We start from the raw sequence: 19,228 nt of genomic DNA, 5'->3' as shown, positions 1-19,228 counted from the left end.
CGCCATGACGACGACCGCAGACACCACCACAACGCACCCCCTGTTCCAACGCCGCTCCACCTGGCTCGCGGCCGCCACGCTCGTGGTCGTGCTGGGCGGCGGCGCCTGGGCGCTCACCCACCACGCGGCCAACGCAGCCAAGCCCGATGCGCCCAAGACTCCGCCGGTGCAGGTGACCACCGCACGCGTCACGCCGCAGACCGTGCAGGTCTATCGCTCGGGCATCGGCACCGTCGCCTCGATGGCCACCGTTACCGTCAAGGCGCGCATCGATGGCCAGCTCGACAAGGTCGGCTTCGTCGAAGGGCAGGACGTGAAGGCCGGCCAGCTGCTCGCGCAGCTCGACCCGCGCACGCTGCAAGCCCAGCTCGCGCAGGCGCAGGCCACCAAGGCGAAGGACCAGGCCACGCTCGTCAATGCGCGCGCCGACCTCAAGCGCTACACCACGCTGCTCTCGCAAGACGCCGCCACGCAGCAGCAGGTCGATACGCAGAAGGCCCTGGTTAACCAGCTCGAAGCCACCGTGCAGAACGACGCCGCGCAGGTGCAATTCGCCGAGGTGCAACTGAGCTTCACGCGCATCTCCTCGCCCATGAACGGCCGCGTCGGCGCGCGGCTGGTGGACCCGGGCAACATCGTTCACGCGACCGACACCAGCGGCCTCGTCGTCATCAACCAGATCGACCCCATCGCCGTGCAGTTCACGCTGCCCGAAGACGCGGTGCAGGACATCAACCGCGTGCAGCAGCAAAGCGCGCAGCCGCTCTCGGTGGTGGCCTTTGACCGCAGCGGCGCGCAGATGCTGGGCACCGGCAAGCTGATCCTGCTGAACAACCAGATCGACACCACCAGCGGCACGGTGCAGCTCAAGGGCAGCTTCGCCAACCCGCAGCACACGCTGTGGCCCGGCCAGTACGTCAACGTGCGGCTGCAGCTCGACCGCCGGCCCGATTCGCTCACCGTGCCCGCCGCCGCCATCCAGCGCGGACAGGACAACACCTACGTCTGGGCCGTCGATGCAGAGAACAAGGCCGAGAACGTGCCCGTGCACGTGGTGCAGATCGCCGACGGCACGGCAGTTGTCGACAAGGGCCTGACGGCCGGCCAGCGCGTGGTGGTCGACGGCCAGTACAAGCTCAAGCCCGGCGCCACCATCGTCGAGCCGCCGCCCGCCGCCAAGAATGCAGATGGCAAAGATGGCAAGAAGGCCGCCAGCGGGAGCAGCAATTGAGCATCTCTGCCGCATTCATCAAGCGCCCCATCGGCACCACGCTGCTGGCGCTGGCCATCCTGCTGGTCGGCGCGGCGGTGTTTCCGCTGCTGCCGGTGGCGCCGCTGCCGCAGGTCGACTTTCCGACCATCCAGGTTTCGGCCAACCTGCCGGGCGCGAGCCCGGAAACCATGGCCTCCAACGTCGCTCAGCCGCTGGAGCGGCAGTTCTCGCTGATCGCGGGGCTGTCGCAGATGACGTCCACCAGCGGCCTGGGCTCCACGCAGATCACGCTGCAGTTCGACCTCGACCGCAGCATCGACGCCGCCGCGCTCGACGTGCAGGCCGCCATCAACGCATCAACCGGCCAGCTGCCCGCCAACCTGCCGAGCCCGCCCACCTTCCGCAAGGTGAACCCGGCCGACGCGCCCATCCTGATTCTCTCGGTGCAGTCGAAGACGCTGCCGCTCACCGAGGTGAACGACTACGCCGACAACATCCTCGCGCAGCAGATCTCGCAGATCTCCGGCGTGGGCCTGGTCAACATCGGCGGCGTGCAGAAGCCGGCCGTGCGCATCCAGGTCGACCCCGCCAAGCTCGCAGCGCTGGGCCTGAGCCTGGAAGACGTGCGCACCGTGCTTGCCTCGGCCACCGTCAACGCGCCCAAGGGCACCATCGACGGGCCTAACCAGAGCTTCACCGTCTACACCAACGACCAGTTGCTGAAGGCCCAACCGTGGAACGACGTGGTGCTGGCCTACCGCAACGGCGCGCCCATTCGCGTGCGCGACCTGGGCGTGGCGGTCGATGGCCCCGAGAACGCCAAGATCGCCGGCTGGGCCTACGCAGGCGCCGCCGCGCCCGAAGGCAGCAACGTGCGGAACGGCCGCTCCATCGTGCTCGCCATCACCAAGCAGCCCGGCGCCAACGTCATCGAAACGGTAGACCGCATCAACGCCGCGCTGCCGCGGCTGAAGGCGTCGATTCCGCCGACGGTGGACGTCAACGCCATCATCGACCGCACGCAGACCATTCGCGCCTCGGTGAAAGACGTGGAGTTCACGCTGCTGCTGACCATCGCACTCGTGGTGGCCGTGATCTTCGTGTTCCTGCGCAATGTGCCCGCCACGCTCATTCCCAGCGTGACCGTGCCGCTCGCGCTGCTGGGCACGGTGGCGGTGATGTACCTGCTGGGCTACAGCCTCGACAACCTCTCGCTCATGGCGCTGACCATCGCGGTCGGCTTCGTGGTGGACGACGCCATCGTGATGCTCGAGAACATCTACCGCTACGTCGAAGAGGGCATGTCGGCCGTCGAGGCCGCCTACAAGGGCGCGAGCGAAATCGGCTTCACCATCATCTCGATCTCGGTGTCGCTGGTGGCGGTGTTCATTCCGCTGCTGCTCATGGGCGGCATCGTTGGGCGCCTCTTCCGCGAGTTTGCGGTAACGGTCACGCTCACCATCGTGGTGAGCGTGGTGATCTCGCTCACGCTCACGCCCATGCTGTGCTCGCGCTTCCTGAAGAACGAGCACGGCAACAAGCACGGGCGCCTGTACCAGCTGTTCGAGCGCGGCTTCGACGCCATGCTCAACGGCTACAAGCGCGGGCTGCATGTGGTGCTCGACCACCAGTTCATCACGCTGATGGTGTTCATTGCCACGGTGGCTGCTACCGGCGTGCTGTTTGCGATCATCCCGAAGGGCTTCTTCCCGCAGCAGGACACCGGCTTCATCTCGGGCTTTGCCGAGTCGGCTCAAGACGCATCCTTCGCGTCGATGAACGCCCGCATGCTCGAGCTGGCCGACGTGGTGCGCAAGGACCCTGACGTGACCGGCTTCGGCATGAACGGCAGTTCGTCCACCTACAACACCGGCAACTTCTTCATCAGCCTGAAGCCCAAGGACGAAGGCCGCACCGCCACCGCCGACGAGATCATCACGCGCCTGCGCCCACAGCTCGCCAAGGTGCAGGGCGTGAACCTGTTCCTGCAGGCCGGGCAAGATATTCGCGTGGGCGGACGCGCCTCGCGCACGCAGTACCAGTACACGGTGACCGACGCCAACCTCGACGAGCTCAACACCTGGGCACCCCAGTTGCTCGCGCGCTTCAAGCAGCTGCCCGAAATCACCGACCTGGCCTCTGACCAGCAGAACGCCGCGGCGTCCGCCGTGCTCACCATCGACCGCGACCGCGCGTCGAGCTTCGGCATTTCTCCCGCCACCATCGACGCCACGCTGTACGACGCCATCGGCCAGCGCCAGGTGGCGCAGTACTTCACGCAGCTCAACAGCTACCACGTGGTGTTGGAGGTAACGCCCGAGCTGCAGCAAGACCCGTCGCTCTTCAGCAAGCTGTACCTCAACTCGCCGCTCACCGGCCAGCAGGTGCCGCTGTCGACCTTCGTGAAGGTGGACACCAGCAAGACGGCCTACCTGTCGATCAGCCACCAGGGCCAGTTCCCGGCGGTGACCATCTCGTTCAACCTCGCGCCGGGCCATGCGCTGGGCGACGCGGTGAACGCCATCAACAAGGCGCAGGCCGAGATGGGCCTGCCGCAGTCGCTCACTGGTTCGTTCCAGGGCACGGCGCAGGCCTTCCAGGATTCGCTCGCCTCGCAGCCCTACCTGATTGCGGCGGCGCTGGTGGCGGTGTACATCGTGCTGGGCCTGCTGTATGAGAGCTACATCCACCCGCTGACGATTCTGTCGACGCTGCCCTCGGCCGGCGTGGGAGCCCTGCTGATATTGATGGCGGGCGGCTACGACCTGAGCGTGATCGCGCTGATCGGCATCATCCTGCTGATCGGCATCGTGAAGAAGAACGGCATCATGATGATCGACTTCGCGCTCAAGGCCGAGCGCGAGCAGGGCATGTCGCCGCACGACGCCATCTACCAGGCCTGCCTGCTGCGCTTCCGCCCGATCATGATGACCACCATGTGCGCGCTGCTCTCGGGCCTGCCGCTGATGTTGGGCCACGGCTCGGGCTCGGAGCTGCGCCGGCCGCTGGGCTACGCGATGGTCGGCGGGCTGATACTCTCGCAGGCACTCACCCTGTTTACCACGCCGGTGGTCTACCTGTACCTCGACCGTGCCCACTACTGGTACATGAATCGCAAGGAAGCGCGCAAGGCCCGCAAGGCAGCGAAGGAAGGCAAGGCCCCGGTGCCGGCCGAGGCGCACTGATGAGCGCCGGCTGACACTACGGACGGGGACGGAGACAGAGACAAAAACGCCATGAAGATCCTGATAGTCGAAGACGAGCTGAGAACCGCGGACTACCTCTCCAAGGGGTTGACCGAGCAGGGCTGCGCCGTCGACATGGCGCACAACGGCATCGACGGCCAGCACCTGGCGCTCACGCACGACTACGACGTGATCGTGCTCGACGTGATGCTGCCCGGGCAGGACGGCTTCTCGGTGCTGCGCGCGCTGCGTGCCGTCAAGCAGACGCCGGTCATCATGCTCACCGCGCGCGACAGCGTGGAAGACCGCATCAAGGGCCTGCACGAAGGCGCGGACGACTACCTCGTCAAGCCCTTTTCGTTTCTCGAGCTGCTGGCGCGGCTGCAGGCGCTGAACCGGCGCGGGCGCAAGCAGGAGCCGATGCAGCTGCGCATTGCCGACCTGCAGATCGACCTGCTGGCGCGCAAGGCTTTTCGTGGCAGTGGCGGCGGCAACACGCGCATCGACCTCACAGCCAAGGAGTTTGCGCTGCTCGCCGTGCTGGCAAGGCGCCAGGGCGAAATTTTGTCGAAGACCGCCATCGCCGAGCTGGTGTGGGACATGAATTTCGACAGCAACACCAACGTGGTCGAGGTGGCCATCAAGCGGCTGCGCGACAAGATCGACGTGCCCTTCAGCCCGAAGCTGCTGCATACCATCCGCGGCATGGGCTACGTGATGGAAGTGCGCGACGGCGACAGCAACACCGCCGAGGGGGAGGGCGCCGCACCGTGAAGCGCTCGATCACCGCGCGGCTGGTCATCATGTTCGCCGCGGCGGCGCTCGCGACCTTTGCGCTGACCGGCTTCGCGCTGCACAGGGTGCTGATTCGCGAGCTGGACCGGCACCAGTACGAAGAGCTCGACACCACGCTCAAGAGCCTGCAGTTCTGGATCAAGGCCATCGACACCCCCGAGCGCTGGACCCGCGTGCAGGCGCGCATGGATGCGCTCACGCCGGAGGACGGCAGCGTGCGCTTCTGGGTGCTCAGCGACGATCCGCGCTTCCAGTACGGCAAGGGCTTGGCCGAAATCGACGGCCTCACGCGCGAGGCCAACGGCCACACCAGCAGCGTCGTGCTGCCGGGGCAGGAGAGGCCGTTTCGCACGCTGTCCGTGCACATCGAGCCCCATGCGCAGCGGCCGGCCGTACGGCTGATCGTCGGGCGTAACACCGAGCCTTATGCGCGCACGCGCCAGACCTTTCTGACCGCGCTGGCCGCGCTCGGGCTGGGGTCGGCGCTGGTGGTGGCCATTGCCGGCTACTGGATCGCGCGCGTGGGGTTGCGGCCGCTGGAGCGGCTTTCGGCCGAGGCGCAGGCGTTGCGGCCCAAGACCTTGTCGCAGCGACTTCAGTCGGGGGCCTTGCCGGTCGAACTCTCGGCGCTGGCCGAGGCCTTCAACGGTGCGCTGAACCGGCTCGAAGAGGCCTACGGACAGCTCGAATCGTTCAACGCCGACGTGGCGCACGAACTGCGCACGCCGCTGGCCAACCTCATCGGCAGCACGCAGGTGGCACTGTCGCGCCAGCGCAGCGCGGGCGAGTTCCAGGAGGTGCTGCAGGCCAACCTCGAAGACCTGGAGCGCGTACGCTCCATCGTCAACGACATGCTGTTCCTCGCGCGCGCCGACCGCGGCGAAGTGGCGACCGGGCTGGTGCTCACGCCCGTGGCGCAGGAAGTGCGCAAGACCATCGAGTTCTTCGAGTTCGTGCTCGACGAGACGCGCACGCAGGTCGCCATCGAGGGCGACGTGCTGGCCGAGGCGCGGCTGGAAAGCGCGCTGTTCCGCCGCGCCATGTCGAACCTGCTGCAGAACGCCATAGAGCATTCGAAGCCGGGGGCGCAGATTGCCGTGACGCTGCGCGAAGAAGCCGCCTCGACGTGGATCACCGTGTCGAACCCGGGCGCACCCATCGACGAGCAGCATCTGCAGCACCTGTTCGACCGGTTCTACCGCGTCGATGCCGCACGCAACGACGGCGGCGAGCATCACGGCCACGGGCTGGGGCTGGCCATCGTGAAGGCGGTGGCGAGCATGCACGGGGGCCAGGTGAGCGCATCGAGCGAAGGCGGCCTGAACACCTTTGGTTTCAGCGTGGCGCGCCCCCCTGAAAAACTCGCTGGCTGAAGCCGCCCACCAATGGCCTGTGCCCAGTACGTTCTTGGGCCATGCCCGAGAATCGCGGTTCGCATGAACCGCACGCAACCACCGCAAATTCATCCAGCATCCGGACAAGGGCAGCCATGGCGCAGCTGATGTCCCTGCTCGTGCAGAACGCGATCCTGGTGGTGTTTGCCGCCAGTTTTGCCGCACGCCTCGGGCTGCCGGTGCCGGCGGCCGCGGTGCTGGTGGTGACGGGCGCACTGCTCGCGGCGGGCGACGTCTCGGTGCCTGGCGTGGTGGCGGCCGCGGTCGTCGCCAACCTGCTGGGCGATGGTGCGTGGTTCTATGCCGGACGGCGCTTCGGCTACCGCTTCATGCGCCTGCTGTGCCGCATCTCGCTGTCGCCCGACACCTGCGTGCGGCGCGGCGAATCGCTCATTACCGACTGGGGCGGCATGTCGCTCGTGGCCGCCAAGTTCGTGCCGGGCGTGTCGGTGGTGGCGCCGCCCATGGCGGGGGCGCTGGGCATGTCGGTGCGGCGCTTCATCGGCTTCGACGTTGGCGCAGCGCTGGTCTGGACGGGCCTCTTCCTCGGGCTGGGCTGGGTGTTCCGCAACCAGATCCAGGAAGTGCTGGCCGTCATGGCGCAGGCCGGCGGCATCGCCACTGCTGCGCTGGGCGTGCTGCTGCTGGTGATCCTCGCGGTGCGCTACTGGCGCCGGCGCGCCTTCATGCGGCTCACGGGCATGCCGCGCATCTCGGTGGAAGAGCTGCACGACTTGCTGAACGGGGAAGAGCCACCGCTGGTGATCGACGTGCGCGGCCAGGCCGGCATGCAGGTCGACCCGCGCCGCATTCCGGGTGCAGAGGCGTACACGCTCAAGGCGCTGCAGCAGCGCAGCCTCGACCTGTCGCATGCATCCGGGCGCGTCGTGGTGCTGTACTGCAACTGCCCCAACGAGGTGTCGGCCGCGCAGGCTGCACGCGTGCTGCTGGCGCGCGGTGCGCGGCGGGCCCTGCCGCTGACCGGTGGGCTCGACGCATGGGTGGCCTCGGGCCGGCCCACCAGCGTGGACTGACCTCGCGCCTGCAGAAATCGGCCCTGCGTGCTAAGGTGCCCGGGCTTCGGGTTAACCCCTAAGCCCACCCCCCTTCGCAACTGGCAACCGGGACTCCTCGTGTCTTCTTCCGCTCCCACAGCCTCTCCGGCCGCTTCGACCGCAACAGGCCTCACGCCCGCGCTCACGCTGGTCTTCGCCATCGCCTGCGGCCTGTGCGTGGCCAACATCTACTACGCCCAGCCGCTGATCGGCCCCATCTCCGACACGCTGCAGCTGCACGCCGGGCTGGCCGGCCTGATCATGACGCTTACCCAGCTCGGCTACGGCGCCGGCCTGCTGCTGCTGGTGCCGCTGGCCGACGTGGTCGAGAACCGCAGGCTCATCGTCGGTGCGCTGTTCGGCGCGGTTATCGGGCTGGTGGGCATTGCGCTCTCGGACTCGGCCGTTACCTTCCTGGCTGCCTCCTTCGTGGTTGGCACATGCGCGGTCGCGGCGCAGGTGCTGTTGCCCTTCGCCTCGCACCTCGCGCCGGAGGCCACGCGCGGCAAGGTGGTCGGCAACATCATGGCCGGGCTGCTGGGCGGGATCATGCTGGCGCGGCCCTTTGCCAGCGTGGTGGCTTCGGCGCTAGGCTGGCGCGCGGTGTTCTGGTTGTCGGCCGTTCTGATGGCCACCCTCATCGCCGTGCTGTGGCGCGTGCTGCCGCAGCGGCAGCCGCATGCCTCGGTGGGCTACGCGCGCACCATGGCCTCGCTGCCCGGCATCGTGTGGAACACACCGCTGCTGCGCCGGCGCGGCTTCTACCAGGGAATGATGTTCTCCGGCTTCCAGGCCTTCTGGACGGCCGTGCCGCTGGCGCTGGTGCATGAGTTCGGCATGGGGCAGCGCGGCATTGCGCTGTTCGCGCTGGCCGGTGCTGCCGGCGCGCTGATGGCACCGCTGGCGGGCCGGCTGGCCGACAAGGGGCTGACGCGGCCCGCCACAGGAGCCGCCATCGTCGTCGCACTGCTTTCCTTCGTGCTCGGCGCAATCGCCATGCACTACCACTCGCTGGCCGGGCTGGTCGCGGCGGGCATCCTGCTCGACGGGGCGGTGCAGCTGTGCCAGGTGCTCAACTTCCGCAGCCTGTTCATGCTGGCGCCGGAGTTGCGCGGCCGGCTCAACGGGCTGTTCATGACCTTCATCTTCATCTGCGCGGCAGTGGCCTCGGGCATTGCAGCGGCGGTGTATGCCTTCCACGGATGGAGCGGCCTGTGCCTGCTGGGCGGCGGCTATGCGCTGCTGGCGCTGCTCTACTACGCGACCGAGTTCCGCCAGCAACCTTCGGCCGTGCCCGTCGGCAGGTAGCAGACGCAAACGACCGTAGACTCGTTCGCTTTGCGTTGCATTCAATGAGCTCGCCGATTTTTTCGCGGTCCATTCAGGTAACCCAAACCGACGCGAGCGGTATCTGGCCCATCTTGCTGCTCTGCACGGCGTACTCCGTATTGATCGTCGGTGCGGCGTCGTGGGCTATCGACCCGGATGCGAAGGGGTGGTACATCGCGCTTGGCATGGTGATCATGCTTGCGTTCATCGCGCTGTGGCTGGTGGGCCTGGTGTTCGTCGTGCGTGCATGGATCTGGGTCGAGACGCATTGGCTGCAATCGGCCAAAGGCCGGGCAAAGCCGTTCAACGAATGCACCCACGTCGACGTCGGCGAAGGCGGTTTCTCCGTGCAAGGGCTTGGCCATGTCGATTGGATCGACGTGCTGACCCTCGAAGGGATTCCCGACAGCGACAACTATCTGATCGTTCACACACGGCCATTCAAGAAGCTGATGCTGACGGCACCTGTCGATGAACTGGCGCCGGTCATCAACCACTATCTCGCGCTGAGAAGCAGCGTCAAGGCAACGCGCACGGGCACTCTGCAAAGCCGCGCCATGGTTTTTTGCTGGCGATGCTTTCTCGCCTGGATCTGGGCGGGGTATGCGTTGGCTGGCGCCGCAGGCATCGCGTTGCTCCTCAACGTGTCAGATGCAGGATTCATGAAAACCATGGTGGGCCTCTGCGTGCTCATGCCACTGATCGCGTGGCTGGTCTGGGCCATTCCTGTCTCGCAGATCAGCACCTTTTCGCATTCGCGAGTGCGAGCCTTCGAACTCGACGGCACGCGGCTGCGCAGCATCGACGGTGCTTGGCAATTCGACCTGCTGCGAGCGCGCGTCAGCCGTCGCCGTGCGAGCGGTATCGGCTACGAATTCACTTTCCTGACCGTTCGCCCGGAGTCTGGAAAGAGGCTCGATCTGATACTGGAAGGCGGAGCCGATCAGGAGGCGTTGCTGGACGCCTTGAGCGATCGAGGCTTGCTGCCTGCGATGAACCCGCAAGGCTGAACGCCCGGGCCCCACGGGGGAGCCAGGGCGAAAGTGCTCAGTGGTAGCCTTGCCACCCGATGAATCTCCGCACCAAGATCGTTGCGCTGGCCGTTGCACCTTTGCTCATCGCACTGGTGCTGGTGGCCCTCGCGGTGCGCCACCAGGAGCATGACCTCGCCCAGCGCGAGCGAGCCCTCATCGAGCGTAGCTACATGGACCAGCGCCGTAGCGAGCTGCGCAGCTATGTCGAACTGGCCGTGAGCAACCTGCTGCCGCTGTACGAATCGGGCCAGGACGACGAAGCCACCCGCAACGAGGCCCTGCGCCGCCTGGCCTCGCTCAACTACGGCGACGACGGCTACTTCTTCGTGTACGACCTGGAGGGCAACTCCCTCATGCACTCGCGCCAGCCCGAGCTGGTCGGCCAGAACCTGTGGGAGCTGCGCGACTCGCGCGGCCGCTACACCATTCAGGAGCTGATAAAGGGCGCGAAAGAAAACGGCGGCGGCTACATCGAATACGAATGGCGCAAGCCGTCGAGCGCGCAGATGGCGCCCAAGCTCGGCTACGTGACCGCCATGCCGCGCTGGAACTGGATGGTAGGCACCGGCCTGTACCTCGACGACATCCAGTCGACCATGGACACCCTCGACCGGCAGATGAACGCCAACGTTACCGCCACCCTGCTGTGGATAGCCGGCATTGCCGCGCTGTGCCTCGGCGTGGTCAGCGCCGCCGGCCTGCTGCTGAACCTTAGCGAGCACCGCACCGCAGAAGCCAAGCTGCGCCTGCTCGCGCGGCGCGTGGTGCAGTCGCAGGAAGAAGAGCGCGGCCACCTCGCGCGCGAGTTGCACGACGGCACCAGCCAGACGCTGGTGTCGGCCAAGCTGCTGATCGAATCGGCCGTCGAATCGCTCGACCGCCAGCGGCAGCCCACGCCGCCCGCGCTGGCCAAGGCGCTGCAGCGGCTCAACGATTCGCTGATTGAAGTGCGCCGCATATCGCACCGGCTGCGCCCCGCCTTGCTCGACACCCTGGGCCTGCCCGCCGCGCTGGAACGGCTGGTCGACGAGTTCAGGGAAGAGGGCGGCGTCGACGCATCGATGATGATGGGCGGCGAATCTTTCGAGCTGCAGCCCGAAGTGAAGACCGCGCTCTTCCGCCTGACGCAAGAGGCGCTGACCAACGTGCGCAAGCACGCGAATGCACAGCACGTGAACATTGCGCTGCACTTCGACGAAGAAGAAGGCGTGCGGCTCGAAGTGAGCGACGACGGAACCGGCTTTGACATACAGGCCGTGCAGCTCGACCCCCGGCGCGGCATTGGCCTGCGCAACATGCGCGAGCGCATGGAAGCCATTGGCGGGCGGCTCATCATGTGCAGCAACGCCGGGCGCACATCCATCGAGGCCGAAGTGCCGACCCGCAGCGCGAGGGCAGCCGAAGAAGCGCCCGCATCCATAACATGACGACGACGAAGACCATCAGGCTTTTTCTTGTCGACGACCATCCGCTGGTGCGAGATGGCCTGCGCGCCCGGCTCGGCTCCATGCCCAACCTGGAGATCGTCGGCGAAGCCGGCAGCGCGGCTGAAGCGCTGGCGCAGGTAGACAGCGTGCAGCCCGACCTGATGCTGATGGACGTCGGCATGAAGGATATGAACGGCATCGAGCTCGCGGCCCTGCTGCTGCAACGCCAGCCCGCGACGCACATCGTGATGCTCAGCATGTACGACAACCCCGAGTACGTGCAGAAGGCCCTGCAGGTGGGCGCGCGCGGCTACGTGCTGAAAGACGCGCCCGCGGCGGAGATAGTCGCGGCCATCGAGGCCGTGTCGGGCGGCGGCACATTCCTGAGCCCGGCCGTGTCGAAGAAGCTGTTTCGCACGCAGGAGCCCCGGCCCCTGCTAACGCCGCGCGAGAGCGAGATTCTTTCGGCGCTGGGGCGAGGGGAGTCGAGCAAACAGATTGCCCGCGACCTGGGGCTGAGCGTGCGCACGGTGGAGGCGCACCGGCAGAGCATCAAGCGGCGGCTGGGCATCGAGGGGCAGGCGGAACTCATCAAGTACGCGGTGGAGCATGCGCGGGAGTTCGGGCAGCGCTCGTGAGCTTCAGCGACTGACTGTCAGAGCTTTGTGTATTGGCGCTGCGGCACGGCGAATACCTGAGCTATTCGAGAAATTCTCGGCAGAAGTTTCTTCCTGCGCCGGGCTGGTTTTCTCTACAGTGAATGCCCCTGTGATTGAACGACCCGCTATGTGGGTGAGGAAGGCGGCATACACAACCAACACCAACAACCGGATGAATGAATGAACCGCTTCGCTTCACGGCGGGCCATTGGTGCGACATGCATCGATGCGAACGTGAGGCACAAAAGGCGACGGCCAAGGTGCGCGAACACCTTGACCGTCTAACCAAGTGACGTGCATTAACTTTGGAAAGAGAGCACACCAAATGGCTGAACGAATTATGGCCGGGCCTGCGAGGCCGGCATCTGCGGACGCGACCGCCACGACACGGGATCCGTCCGATCTTCTTGAGAACAAGCTGGAGCAGTTGAACTCACTGCTGTGGTGCTTCTACGGCGCAGGGGACGGATGGTTCCAGGACGCGGGAGAGGCGCATCGGGAGAATCTGCTTTGGATTGCTTCTGATTTGGCGCGGGAGGCGGTGGAGTTGTTTCAGGAGAGTGGGGGTGGGTGACGGGGCTCGGTGCTAGATGCTTTGCAGGGTGTCCAGGGCTGCTTCAGACTGGTTGCGGTCTCTCGAGTTTGGTTCGCGAACGACCGCTGGTGCTGGAAGCGGCCAGTCACCCCTTCAGCGATGAATGACTGCTGCCAGGATGCCCGGCTACACCGTCGGTGATACCGGATAAGTCGGCATCGTACTTAGCTGCTGCTCTGCGGTGGCCTGGGCACGGATCCTGCGCAGTTGCTCAAATTCGAACCCCGGGTTGCGAGTCGAGAAGTTGATGCGGCTGACGGATCGTAGATTCTCGACCAACTCCTCGCCCGTGGCGGAATGCTGTAGCAGTTCTTCGATGAAGCCAAGGTTGTGAAAAAAGATATTGTCGTAGGGGTGTTCGCGGTACGGATTGTGGGCAACCGCGACCAGTTTTGACAGAACCGACCGTAGGCCAACGAGGTCCCGATTGCCTGCTCCAACACGACGCGTTTGACTGGAACTTGATGCATTCGTCAGGGCAATCTCCACGCCCGCTAGTGCCTCAAGCCCGCGACGCATCGTCATCGTGTCGTGGAGACCACCGAAATCCGCGATGGTAAGGACCACTTTGAGCACTTCGCGCCCGCGCAACTCAAGGACGCCGTTGGGAAGCGTTATCGAGTCTTCCTGAAGGAGGCGTAGTTCACATTTCGAGAGCTGCGTCACACCATGCACCAGTGTTTCAGCGATGTCGATGAAAAAGGTGGCTGTGTCATTCGCCCTTGACTCGGTGCGCAAGGCTTTGGCCTTCATCTCGAACAGCACGATGTGGCGGTCTGTCTCGATAGCAAGGTCTACGTCGCCGGTGACTTGGCGGCCGCGCTTCATAACACCCCACAGGCACAGAATGCCTCGCTGCGCGAGGCGCTCCGCCATGTGCAGTTCGAACCTCCTGCCGACTTCGGTGTTGAAGTTGGACCTGCCGTTGGCCAGTAGGCGAAAGGCCCGCTGGTAGAACGCGGCCCCCAGGAAAGCCGCCGGAGGAATCCACAGCCTGCTGCCGTCGAGCTGGACTAGCGCCGCTTCCAAGGCCTCGGCGTCGCTGCCATGGCCTGGCGAGTAGTAGTTCCGACAAGGTCGGTCCAGGGAAAAGGTATGCACCAGCATCTCTGCCGCGTGTCGGTCGAACAGCCGCGCGGCGAGTCGCGCTTCGACCTCACTGCGTTGCACAACGGTGCCTTGGCAGGGGTTTTCTGCCATGCCTCGCAGCACCAATAACAAGGCCAGGATATGGTCCGGTCTCCAAACTGGCCCGCCAGGGAGTTGGTCTGCTACCGGCACGACCACGTCGCGAAGCAATGCCTCGACCACTGGCTGACGCATCTGAGGCAACGCGAAAACTTGGTCATAGAGTACGACCCGTCCAAGCGAACGGATGACGTCGGCGGGATAGTGGTCACCCAGAGATTCGAAGGCTGACCACGGCTCCGCGTCGACCAGGGCGCCCAAGTGGCGAGACGCGGTGAGCGCGCTATCGAGCAATTGCTTTCGCCCCATGCGCGCAGGCGGCACGTGAAGGTGTTGGAGCGCTATGCGATATAGATAGCCGAGCGGGATCGACGGCTCGATCCTCTCGCTCATCATTGAGAGCTCGGGGTGGAGATTGACATGCTTCCGCACAGGATCGTAGCGTCGCTCGAACGTCTGCTGCAGAAACTCCATCGCCAGGGAGCCGAGGCGACCAAAAGGCACACGTACGGTCTGAGCGATGCTTCGGCTCCCCTGGACGTCCGGCGTTCCTATTTCCGTTCCGCTAACTTGGATTGGGATGCCCTTGTTCGCGAAAAACCTAGCGGCGTTCGCTCTGCTGACGTGCCGTGGGGACCAGTGCGGTGACGTCTGCGTTTCATAGGCCCGGATATACCGAATCGCCTCGATCCAAGGCACCTGCCCCTCTTCCATCGGGACCAACGCATCTACGAAGTGGCGGGTGTCTCGCAGCGCATCGAAGAGCAGCGGTGCAGCCAAGCGCAGCGGAGCCGTATCCTCAGTGCGCAGTACTTCCGCGAAGACTAGCTGCGTCAGCAAGTCACGCCGCAACACTGACGCTCTCGGCCAACCCTGGAGGCCGTCGTCGTCTGGCCCAGTTGGCATCGTGTGCGGCACCAAGATCGATCGAACTATCCCAAAAAGCCATTGGTAGCGGTGGTGGGGCACTGCCGCTAGCGGGTACCGCCCGGCCTCTCGATAGAGCTCGGCGAAACGATCTGCCAATGGCAGTTCAACAGTTAGGTTTCTCGGCAGGGTCACAGCATTGCCCAGGTCGGCTAAGTACACAGGGATGCTACCTGCGCTAGTAGCACCGCCGGCCCATTAGCATAGGCGCCGCCATGCCCAGACTCGACCCCGATGGGCCGATGGGCCGATGGGCCGATGGGCCGATGGGCCGACGGATCGTGTGACCCAGCTTCAAGTTGAGGGGGCCACAGGCGGTTGAAACCAGCCGTATTTAGCTCGCGACCGGTTCAACGGCGACCAGCTCGGCAATTTTGGTGGCAATTACTGCCATTGAGTCTTCTGCAGTGTCTAGGCCGCTTCGAGAGGCAAGCAAGGGACTGAGATTGCGGAGAGCCTCATACGTCGTGTTGTGCACGATGGGGACGAGCCGGTTACCCGCAAGGAGGGCCGAAAGCTCTTTGTCGGCGACGCTCTCTTTAGGGAGGCGGGCCAGGAGCGCAGGGGTCACTAGGACGAGCCCGATGCGCGAGGCCGCCAAGCCCTTGTCAATGGCGCGCATCATCGGCACGCCTAGGCCAAGGTCCTTCTCACTGAACCAGACTTTGACACCCGCCGCCTCGAGCAAATCGTGCAGCTGCTTGGCGGCGCCCTGTCGGTCGTCCCACGCATGGCACAGGAAGACGTCGCGAAGGTCAGGCTGCTCCGCTGCTTTCGTCTCAACGGCATTACGGACTGGCGTCAACGACTGTACTTGGGCAGGCGTGTACGAGACGGACGAACCGGCTCGCGACCAACGTGGCTTTGCTCCGCCGCTGGACCTGCTACCTCCACCGCCGCTGCTATAGCCTCCCCCGCTGCTGCCCGACGACGAGTAGGACGGGGACGAGTACGAACCGTAGCTGCTGTAGCCGCTGGAGCGGCCATACCGGCCACGGCATGCAGGGCAAGCCGCTGCAGCGCTCGCTGAGCGATGGCCCTCGACTGGTGCTGTGCATCTAGACATGTGAGTGATGTTAGCGCTGGCGACCGCTGTCCTGGAATCACATGTTTTGGGGAATCTGCACTAGATCTCTCTGTAAAAATGCGCGGACAGTTCCGGCGCCTCTCGTGCCGCTCATTTTGTGGAGCCGCGATTCGTGCACGCGATAAGCGGAGCTAAAGGTACAAGATCCAGCCTCGCTGGGAGTGGCCTCAGAGCGGCAGCTTGCGGTCATTCGCATCTATCGAGCCGAGCGACCGCTACCGCTGGCGGATTCAACCGGTCGATGCAACACACTAACCACCGCATAGGCGGAAGGAGTGTTGCAGATGAAGCGGCGACCAAGAATCTACTATTCAGGCAGTCAGAAGGCACTGATGTGGGAGCGCTGGAAGCAAGGCTGGACGTTGCATGAGATCGGCAAACTCTTCGATCGGCCTCACACGTCGATCCATCGAATACTTGCGGAAACGGGCGGATTCCGGCCGCCTCAGCGATCGCGCGCATCGACTGCATTGACGTTGGCCGAGCGCGAGGAGATCTCGCGGGCGATGATGGCAGGCGAGTCGATTCGATCCACTGCAGCGCGACTGGGGCGAGCACCATCGACGATCAGTCGAGAGATCAAGCGCAACGGTGGTAGCGATGGCTACCGTGCCAGCCTGGCCGATGAAGCGACTTGGGATCGAGCGCGACGTCCCAAGCGTTGCAAGCTGAGTGAGAACCGCACATTGGCTCGCATCGTGATGGACAAGCTGCGCGTGCTTTGGTCGCCGGAACAGATCGCAGGTTGGCTCCGGCATACTTATCCGTGCGACGAGAGCCACCACGTGTCACACGAGACCATCTACCGCAGTCTGTTCATTCAAGCGCGTGGCGCCTTGAAGAAAGAGTTGTTGGAGCACCTGCGGCGCACCCGTGGAATGCGCCGGTCACGCCACTACACGCAGAAGACGGCAATTCACGGGAAGATCGTCGATGCTGTTTCGATCAGTGAGCGGCCCGCCTGCGTTGAAGACCGAGCAGTGCCTGGTCACTGGGAGGGCGACCTGGTCTTTGGCAGTGGCAACAGCCAGATCGCGACATTGGTTGAACGTCAAACGCGATACGTGATGTTGGTGAAGCTGGATGGAAAGGACTCGCAGACGGTCGTCAATGCACTCATCAAGAACGCCCGCAAACTGCCGCAGGAGCTCTACAAGTCACTGACTTGGGATCGAGGCACGGAGATGCACGCGCACAAGAAATTCACGATGGCCACCGACATCCGGGTCTACTTCTGCGATCCGCAAAGCCCATGGCAACGCGGAAGCAACGAGAACACCAATGGCTTGCTTAGGCAGTACATGCCCAAGGGCGTGAGCCTCGCAGGCTTCTCACAGCGCCAGCTCAACGCGATCGCGAGACAATTGAACGAGAGGCCGCGCAAGACGCTCGGTTTCCAGACACCCGCTGAGATGTTCAGCGAATGTGTTGCATCGACCGGTTGAATCCGCCCTGCATAGCCGTCCTTCGTGTGCGCCCGCTTCAGACTGTTGCGAGACCGGCCTGCACGCCTGGCTATCTCGCGAATGCACAACCATTCATTTCATTTGCATCTTTTACTCAGAGCAAATCAGCCGGCGCATCATGCCTTGTGCATGTCGTATTGATGCACTTTGGGTCTCGGCTCGACCCACCCGGCCGCTCCGGTATCCAACTACTTCAATTGGAGATCCAAATGAAAAAATTCATTCCCAGCGCCATCGCCAGCCTCCTGATCGCAGGGGCAATCTTGACGGCCGCCGCCAAGGAGAAAGTCGTCGACCGGAGCATCACGGAAGCGGAAGTCCTGGGGGCCCAGCAGGCCTGGTGCAAGGCGCTGGTCGACATCAGCGCTGCGAATTCCAGCGGAGGGCAGCCGGCCGCCAGGGCGCTGGCCGAGAAGGTCATCGACAGCGCTTACGCCTACCAACTGGGCGCAGTGCTGTTCAAGCCGACGCTCACGACATCGCCGCAGACCTTCCGCACCGCTCGCGACGGCGCGCTGGCGTACTTCGTGGGCGGCAACCCTGCCTTTCCCAACGACACCGGCTTCGCCCTGAAGGGCTGGACTAAATGCGAGATTGCCAACACTGCCGTACTCATCCACGGCGACGTGGCCAGCACGCTGGGTAACGTGCTGTTCACTGACCCGGACGGCAAGGTCACCACGGTCGACAAGACCTGGACTTTCGTGAAGGACGGTGCCGGCAAGCTGCGCATCGTCGTGCATCACTCGTCGCTGCCGTACGCTGGCCGTTGAACACCGCGTTCGAGTGCCGGCAGGCCCAGGCTCTAGGGCGGCGCCTTCAAGGGGCCTTCATCGGGTGATGAAGGCCCCTCGGAGGACCGTCATTGGTGGCTCAAAGGCGCGAATCGGTGGCAGCACGACATCGTAGCGCTCGACCTGCACCGTGGTGAATTGCCCCACGCAACCCTGCGCCAGTGATGAGGTGCCGATGTCGCGCGTCAACACATTGGGGTTGCCGTGCACGTTTGCACTTCGAGCGGCAGTGGCCAGAGTGGCCGAACGCCTGTCTGTCTTGGGTCAGTAGGCACCCATGTAGTCGCGCTTGCCGATCTCCATACCGTTGTGACGCAAGATGGCATAGGTGGTGGTCACGTGGAAGAAAAACTGCGGCAGTCCATAGTGCAAAAGATATGCGCTTGCGGTCAGCTTCTTTTCCTTGGGGGTGCCGGGGCGCAATACGATCTCGCGGCTTTCGCTGGAATCAAATTGCTCAGGCTTGAAGGAGCCGATATGGGCCAAAGCTTTGGCGATCAACGCTTGCAGGTCGGCGAAGCTGACCTCGGTGTCGGGCCAGGACGGCACCTCGGCACCAGCCAGGCGGGAGGCAATGCCCTTGGAGAAGTCTGCGGCGATCTGTACCTGACGTACCAGCGGAAACATGTCAGGGAACAGCCGCGCCTGCAGCAGCGCATTTGGATCGATATTTCTTTGCGTCGCCTGGTCTTCGGCCTTCTTGAGCACGTCGGACAGGGCGCGCAGCATCTGCTGCATGACGGGAACGGAGGCGTTGTACAGCGGGCTAGTCATGGTGAGTTCACTTCAAAAATTGGGCACGATGGCCGGAGTTGGCGTGGCAGGGGCCCTGCCGACCATGTAAGGCTAACAGCACAGGGCGAACTGAATCGCCCCGGCTTTTGTGGCTAGCTTTTCTTCCCGCTGGTAGTCGGAGCAGCCGCGTTGAAGGGCAGTTCACTGGCAAGAAGCGGACGTCAATTGCAGACGCACGACAGACCGCGATCGCTGGAGGCCGTGTGATAACGCGCAAGAAGGTCGCGCGACGCGGATACAGCTCGCAACCTGATGGAAGTTTCGGATTGGTCGCGTCTACGCCCC

At 64.5% G+C, this 19,228-nt stretch carries 15 protein-coding genes and 1 pseudogene; 12 read left to right on the top strand and 4 right to left on the bottom strand.

What is annotated here, in order from left to right:
- Positions 1-4 precede the first annotated feature (4 nt).
- The 10 genes from BMW87_RS15195 to BMW87_RS15150 all read left to right on the top strand — a co-directional run bounded on the left by BMW87_RS15195 (position 5) and on the right by BMW87_RS15150 (position 12,665).
- Complete coding sequence (locus tag BMW87_RS15195) at positions 5-1,231, top strand: efflux RND transporter periplasmic adaptor subunit (protein WP_093077211.1); 1,227 nt, start codon at positions 5-7, stop codon at positions 1,229-1,231.
- Complete coding sequence (locus BMW87_RS15190) at positions 1,228-4,398, top strand: efflux RND transporter permease subunit (protein ID WP_093077209.1); 3,171 nt, start codon at positions 1,228-1,230, stop codon at positions 4,396-4,398. The genes BMW87_RS15195 and BMW87_RS15190 overlap by 4 nt, the downstream gene beginning before the upstream one ends.
- A gap of 51 nt (positions 4,399-4,449) precedes the next feature.
- The gene (locus tag BMW87_RS15185; RefSeq protein WP_093077208.1) at positions 4,450-5,172 is read left to right on the top strand and encodes a heavy metal response regulator transcription factor; all 723 of its coding nucleotides are present in this window, start codon (positions 4,450-4,452) and stop codon (positions 5,170-5,172) included.
- Positions 5,169-6,566, top strand: coding sequence for a heavy metal sensor histidine kinase (locus BMW87_RS15180; RefSeq protein WP_093077206.1), 1,398 nt, complete (start codon positions 5,169-5,171; stop codon positions 6,564-6,566). Before BMW87_RS15185 ends, BMW87_RS15180 begins: the two co-directional genes overlap by 4 nt.
- 128 nt (positions 6,567-6,694) lie before the next feature.
- Positions 6,695-7,621 carry a VTT domain-containing protein gene (locus BMW87_RS15175; protein WP_256216780.1) on the top strand — a complete coding sequence of 309 codons (927 nt, stop codon included), beginning with the start codon at positions 6,695-6,697 and terminating at the stop codon, positions 7,619-7,621.
- Between the two features lie 99 nt (positions 7,622-7,720).
- Entirely contained in the window at positions 7,721-8,950 is a 1,230-nt protein-coding gene (locus BMW87_RS15170) for an MFS transporter (protein WP_093077203.1), read from the top strand.
- A 44-nt stretch (positions 8,951-8,994) separates the two neighbouring features.
- Positions 8,995-9,981 carry a hypothetical protein gene (locus BMW87_RS15165; RefSeq protein WP_093077202.1) on the top strand — a complete coding sequence of 329 codons (987 nt, stop codon included), beginning with the start codon at positions 8,995-8,997 and terminating at the stop codon, positions 9,979-9,981.
- 59 nt (positions 9,982-10,040) lie between these two features.
- Positions 10,041-11,432, top strand: coding sequence for a cache domain-containing protein (locus BMW87_RS15160; protein ID WP_093077200.1), 1,392 nt, complete (start codon positions 10,041-10,043; stop codon positions 11,430-11,432).
- Positions 11,429-12,070, top strand: coding sequence for a response regulator transcription factor (locus tag BMW87_RS15155; RefSeq protein ID WP_093077199.1), 642 nt, complete (start codon positions 11,429-11,431; stop codon positions 12,068-12,070). Before BMW87_RS15160 ends, BMW87_RS15155 begins: the two co-directional genes overlap by 4 nt.
- A 346-nt stretch (positions 12,071-12,416) precedes the next feature.
- Positions 12,417-12,665, top strand: coding sequence for a hypothetical protein (locus BMW87_RS15150; RefSeq protein ID WP_093077197.1), 249 nt, complete (start codon positions 12,417-12,419; stop codon positions 12,663-12,665).
- 147 nt (positions 12,666-12,812) lie between these two features.
- On the opposite strand, the gene BMW87_RS15145 is transcribed toward BMW87_RS15150, so the two are convergent.
- Positions 12,813-14,654 carry a hypothetical protein gene (locus BMW87_RS15145; RefSeq protein ID WP_177192779.1) on the bottom strand — a complete coding sequence of 614 codons (1,842 nt, stop codon included), beginning with the start codon at positions 14,652-14,654 and terminating at the stop codon, positions 12,813-12,815.
- A gap of 481 nt (positions 14,655-15,135) precedes the next feature.
- Complete coding sequence (locus BMW87_RS35480; protein ID WP_256216779.1) at positions 15,136-15,606, bottom strand: toll/interleukin-1 receptor domain-containing protein; 471 nt, start codon at positions 15,604-15,606, stop codon at positions 15,136-15,138.
- A gap of 566 nt (positions 15,607-16,172) precedes the next feature.
- Between BMW87_RS35480 and BMW87_RS15135 the strand changes: the two genes are divergently transcribed.
- Together BMW87_RS15135 and BMW87_RS15130 are read left to right on the top strand one after the other, a co-directional pair.
- Complete coding sequence (locus BMW87_RS15135; protein WP_093077193.1) at positions 16,173-17,333, top strand: IS30 family transposase; 1,161 nt, start codon at positions 16,173-16,175, stop codon at positions 17,331-17,333.
- Between the two features lie 230 nt (positions 17,334-17,563).
- The gene (locus tag BMW87_RS15130; RefSeq protein WP_093058072.1) at positions 17,564-18,127 is read left to right on the top strand and encodes a hypothetical protein; all 564 of its coding nucleotides are present in this window, start codon (positions 17,564-17,566) and stop codon (positions 18,125-18,127) included.
- Positions 18,128-18,184: 57 nt separating this feature from the next.
- Here BMW87_RS15130 and BMW87_RS35095 read toward each other — a convergent pair.
- Positions 18,185-18,358, bottom strand: a pseudogene (locus BMW87_RS35095) (hypothetical protein); the annotation flags it as partial.
- A 54-nt stretch (positions 18,359-18,412) separates the two neighbouring features.
- Positions 18,413-18,922 (bottom strand): DUF1993 domain-containing protein, encoded by a 510-nt coding sequence (locus tag BMW87_RS15125; RefSeq protein WP_093058073.1) that lies wholly within the window; start codon positions 18,920-18,922, stop codon positions 18,413-18,415.
- Positions 18,923-19,228: the final 306 nt, after the last annotated feature.

The organism is Variovorax sp. OV084, from assembly GCF_900111625.1.
Lineage (GTDB): Bacteria > Pseudomonadota > Gammaproteobacteria > Burkholderiales > Burkholderiaceae_C > Variovorax.
The sequence above is the reverse complement of the archived record's forward strand: the minus strand, read 5'-3'. Positions and strand labels throughout refer to the sequence as shown.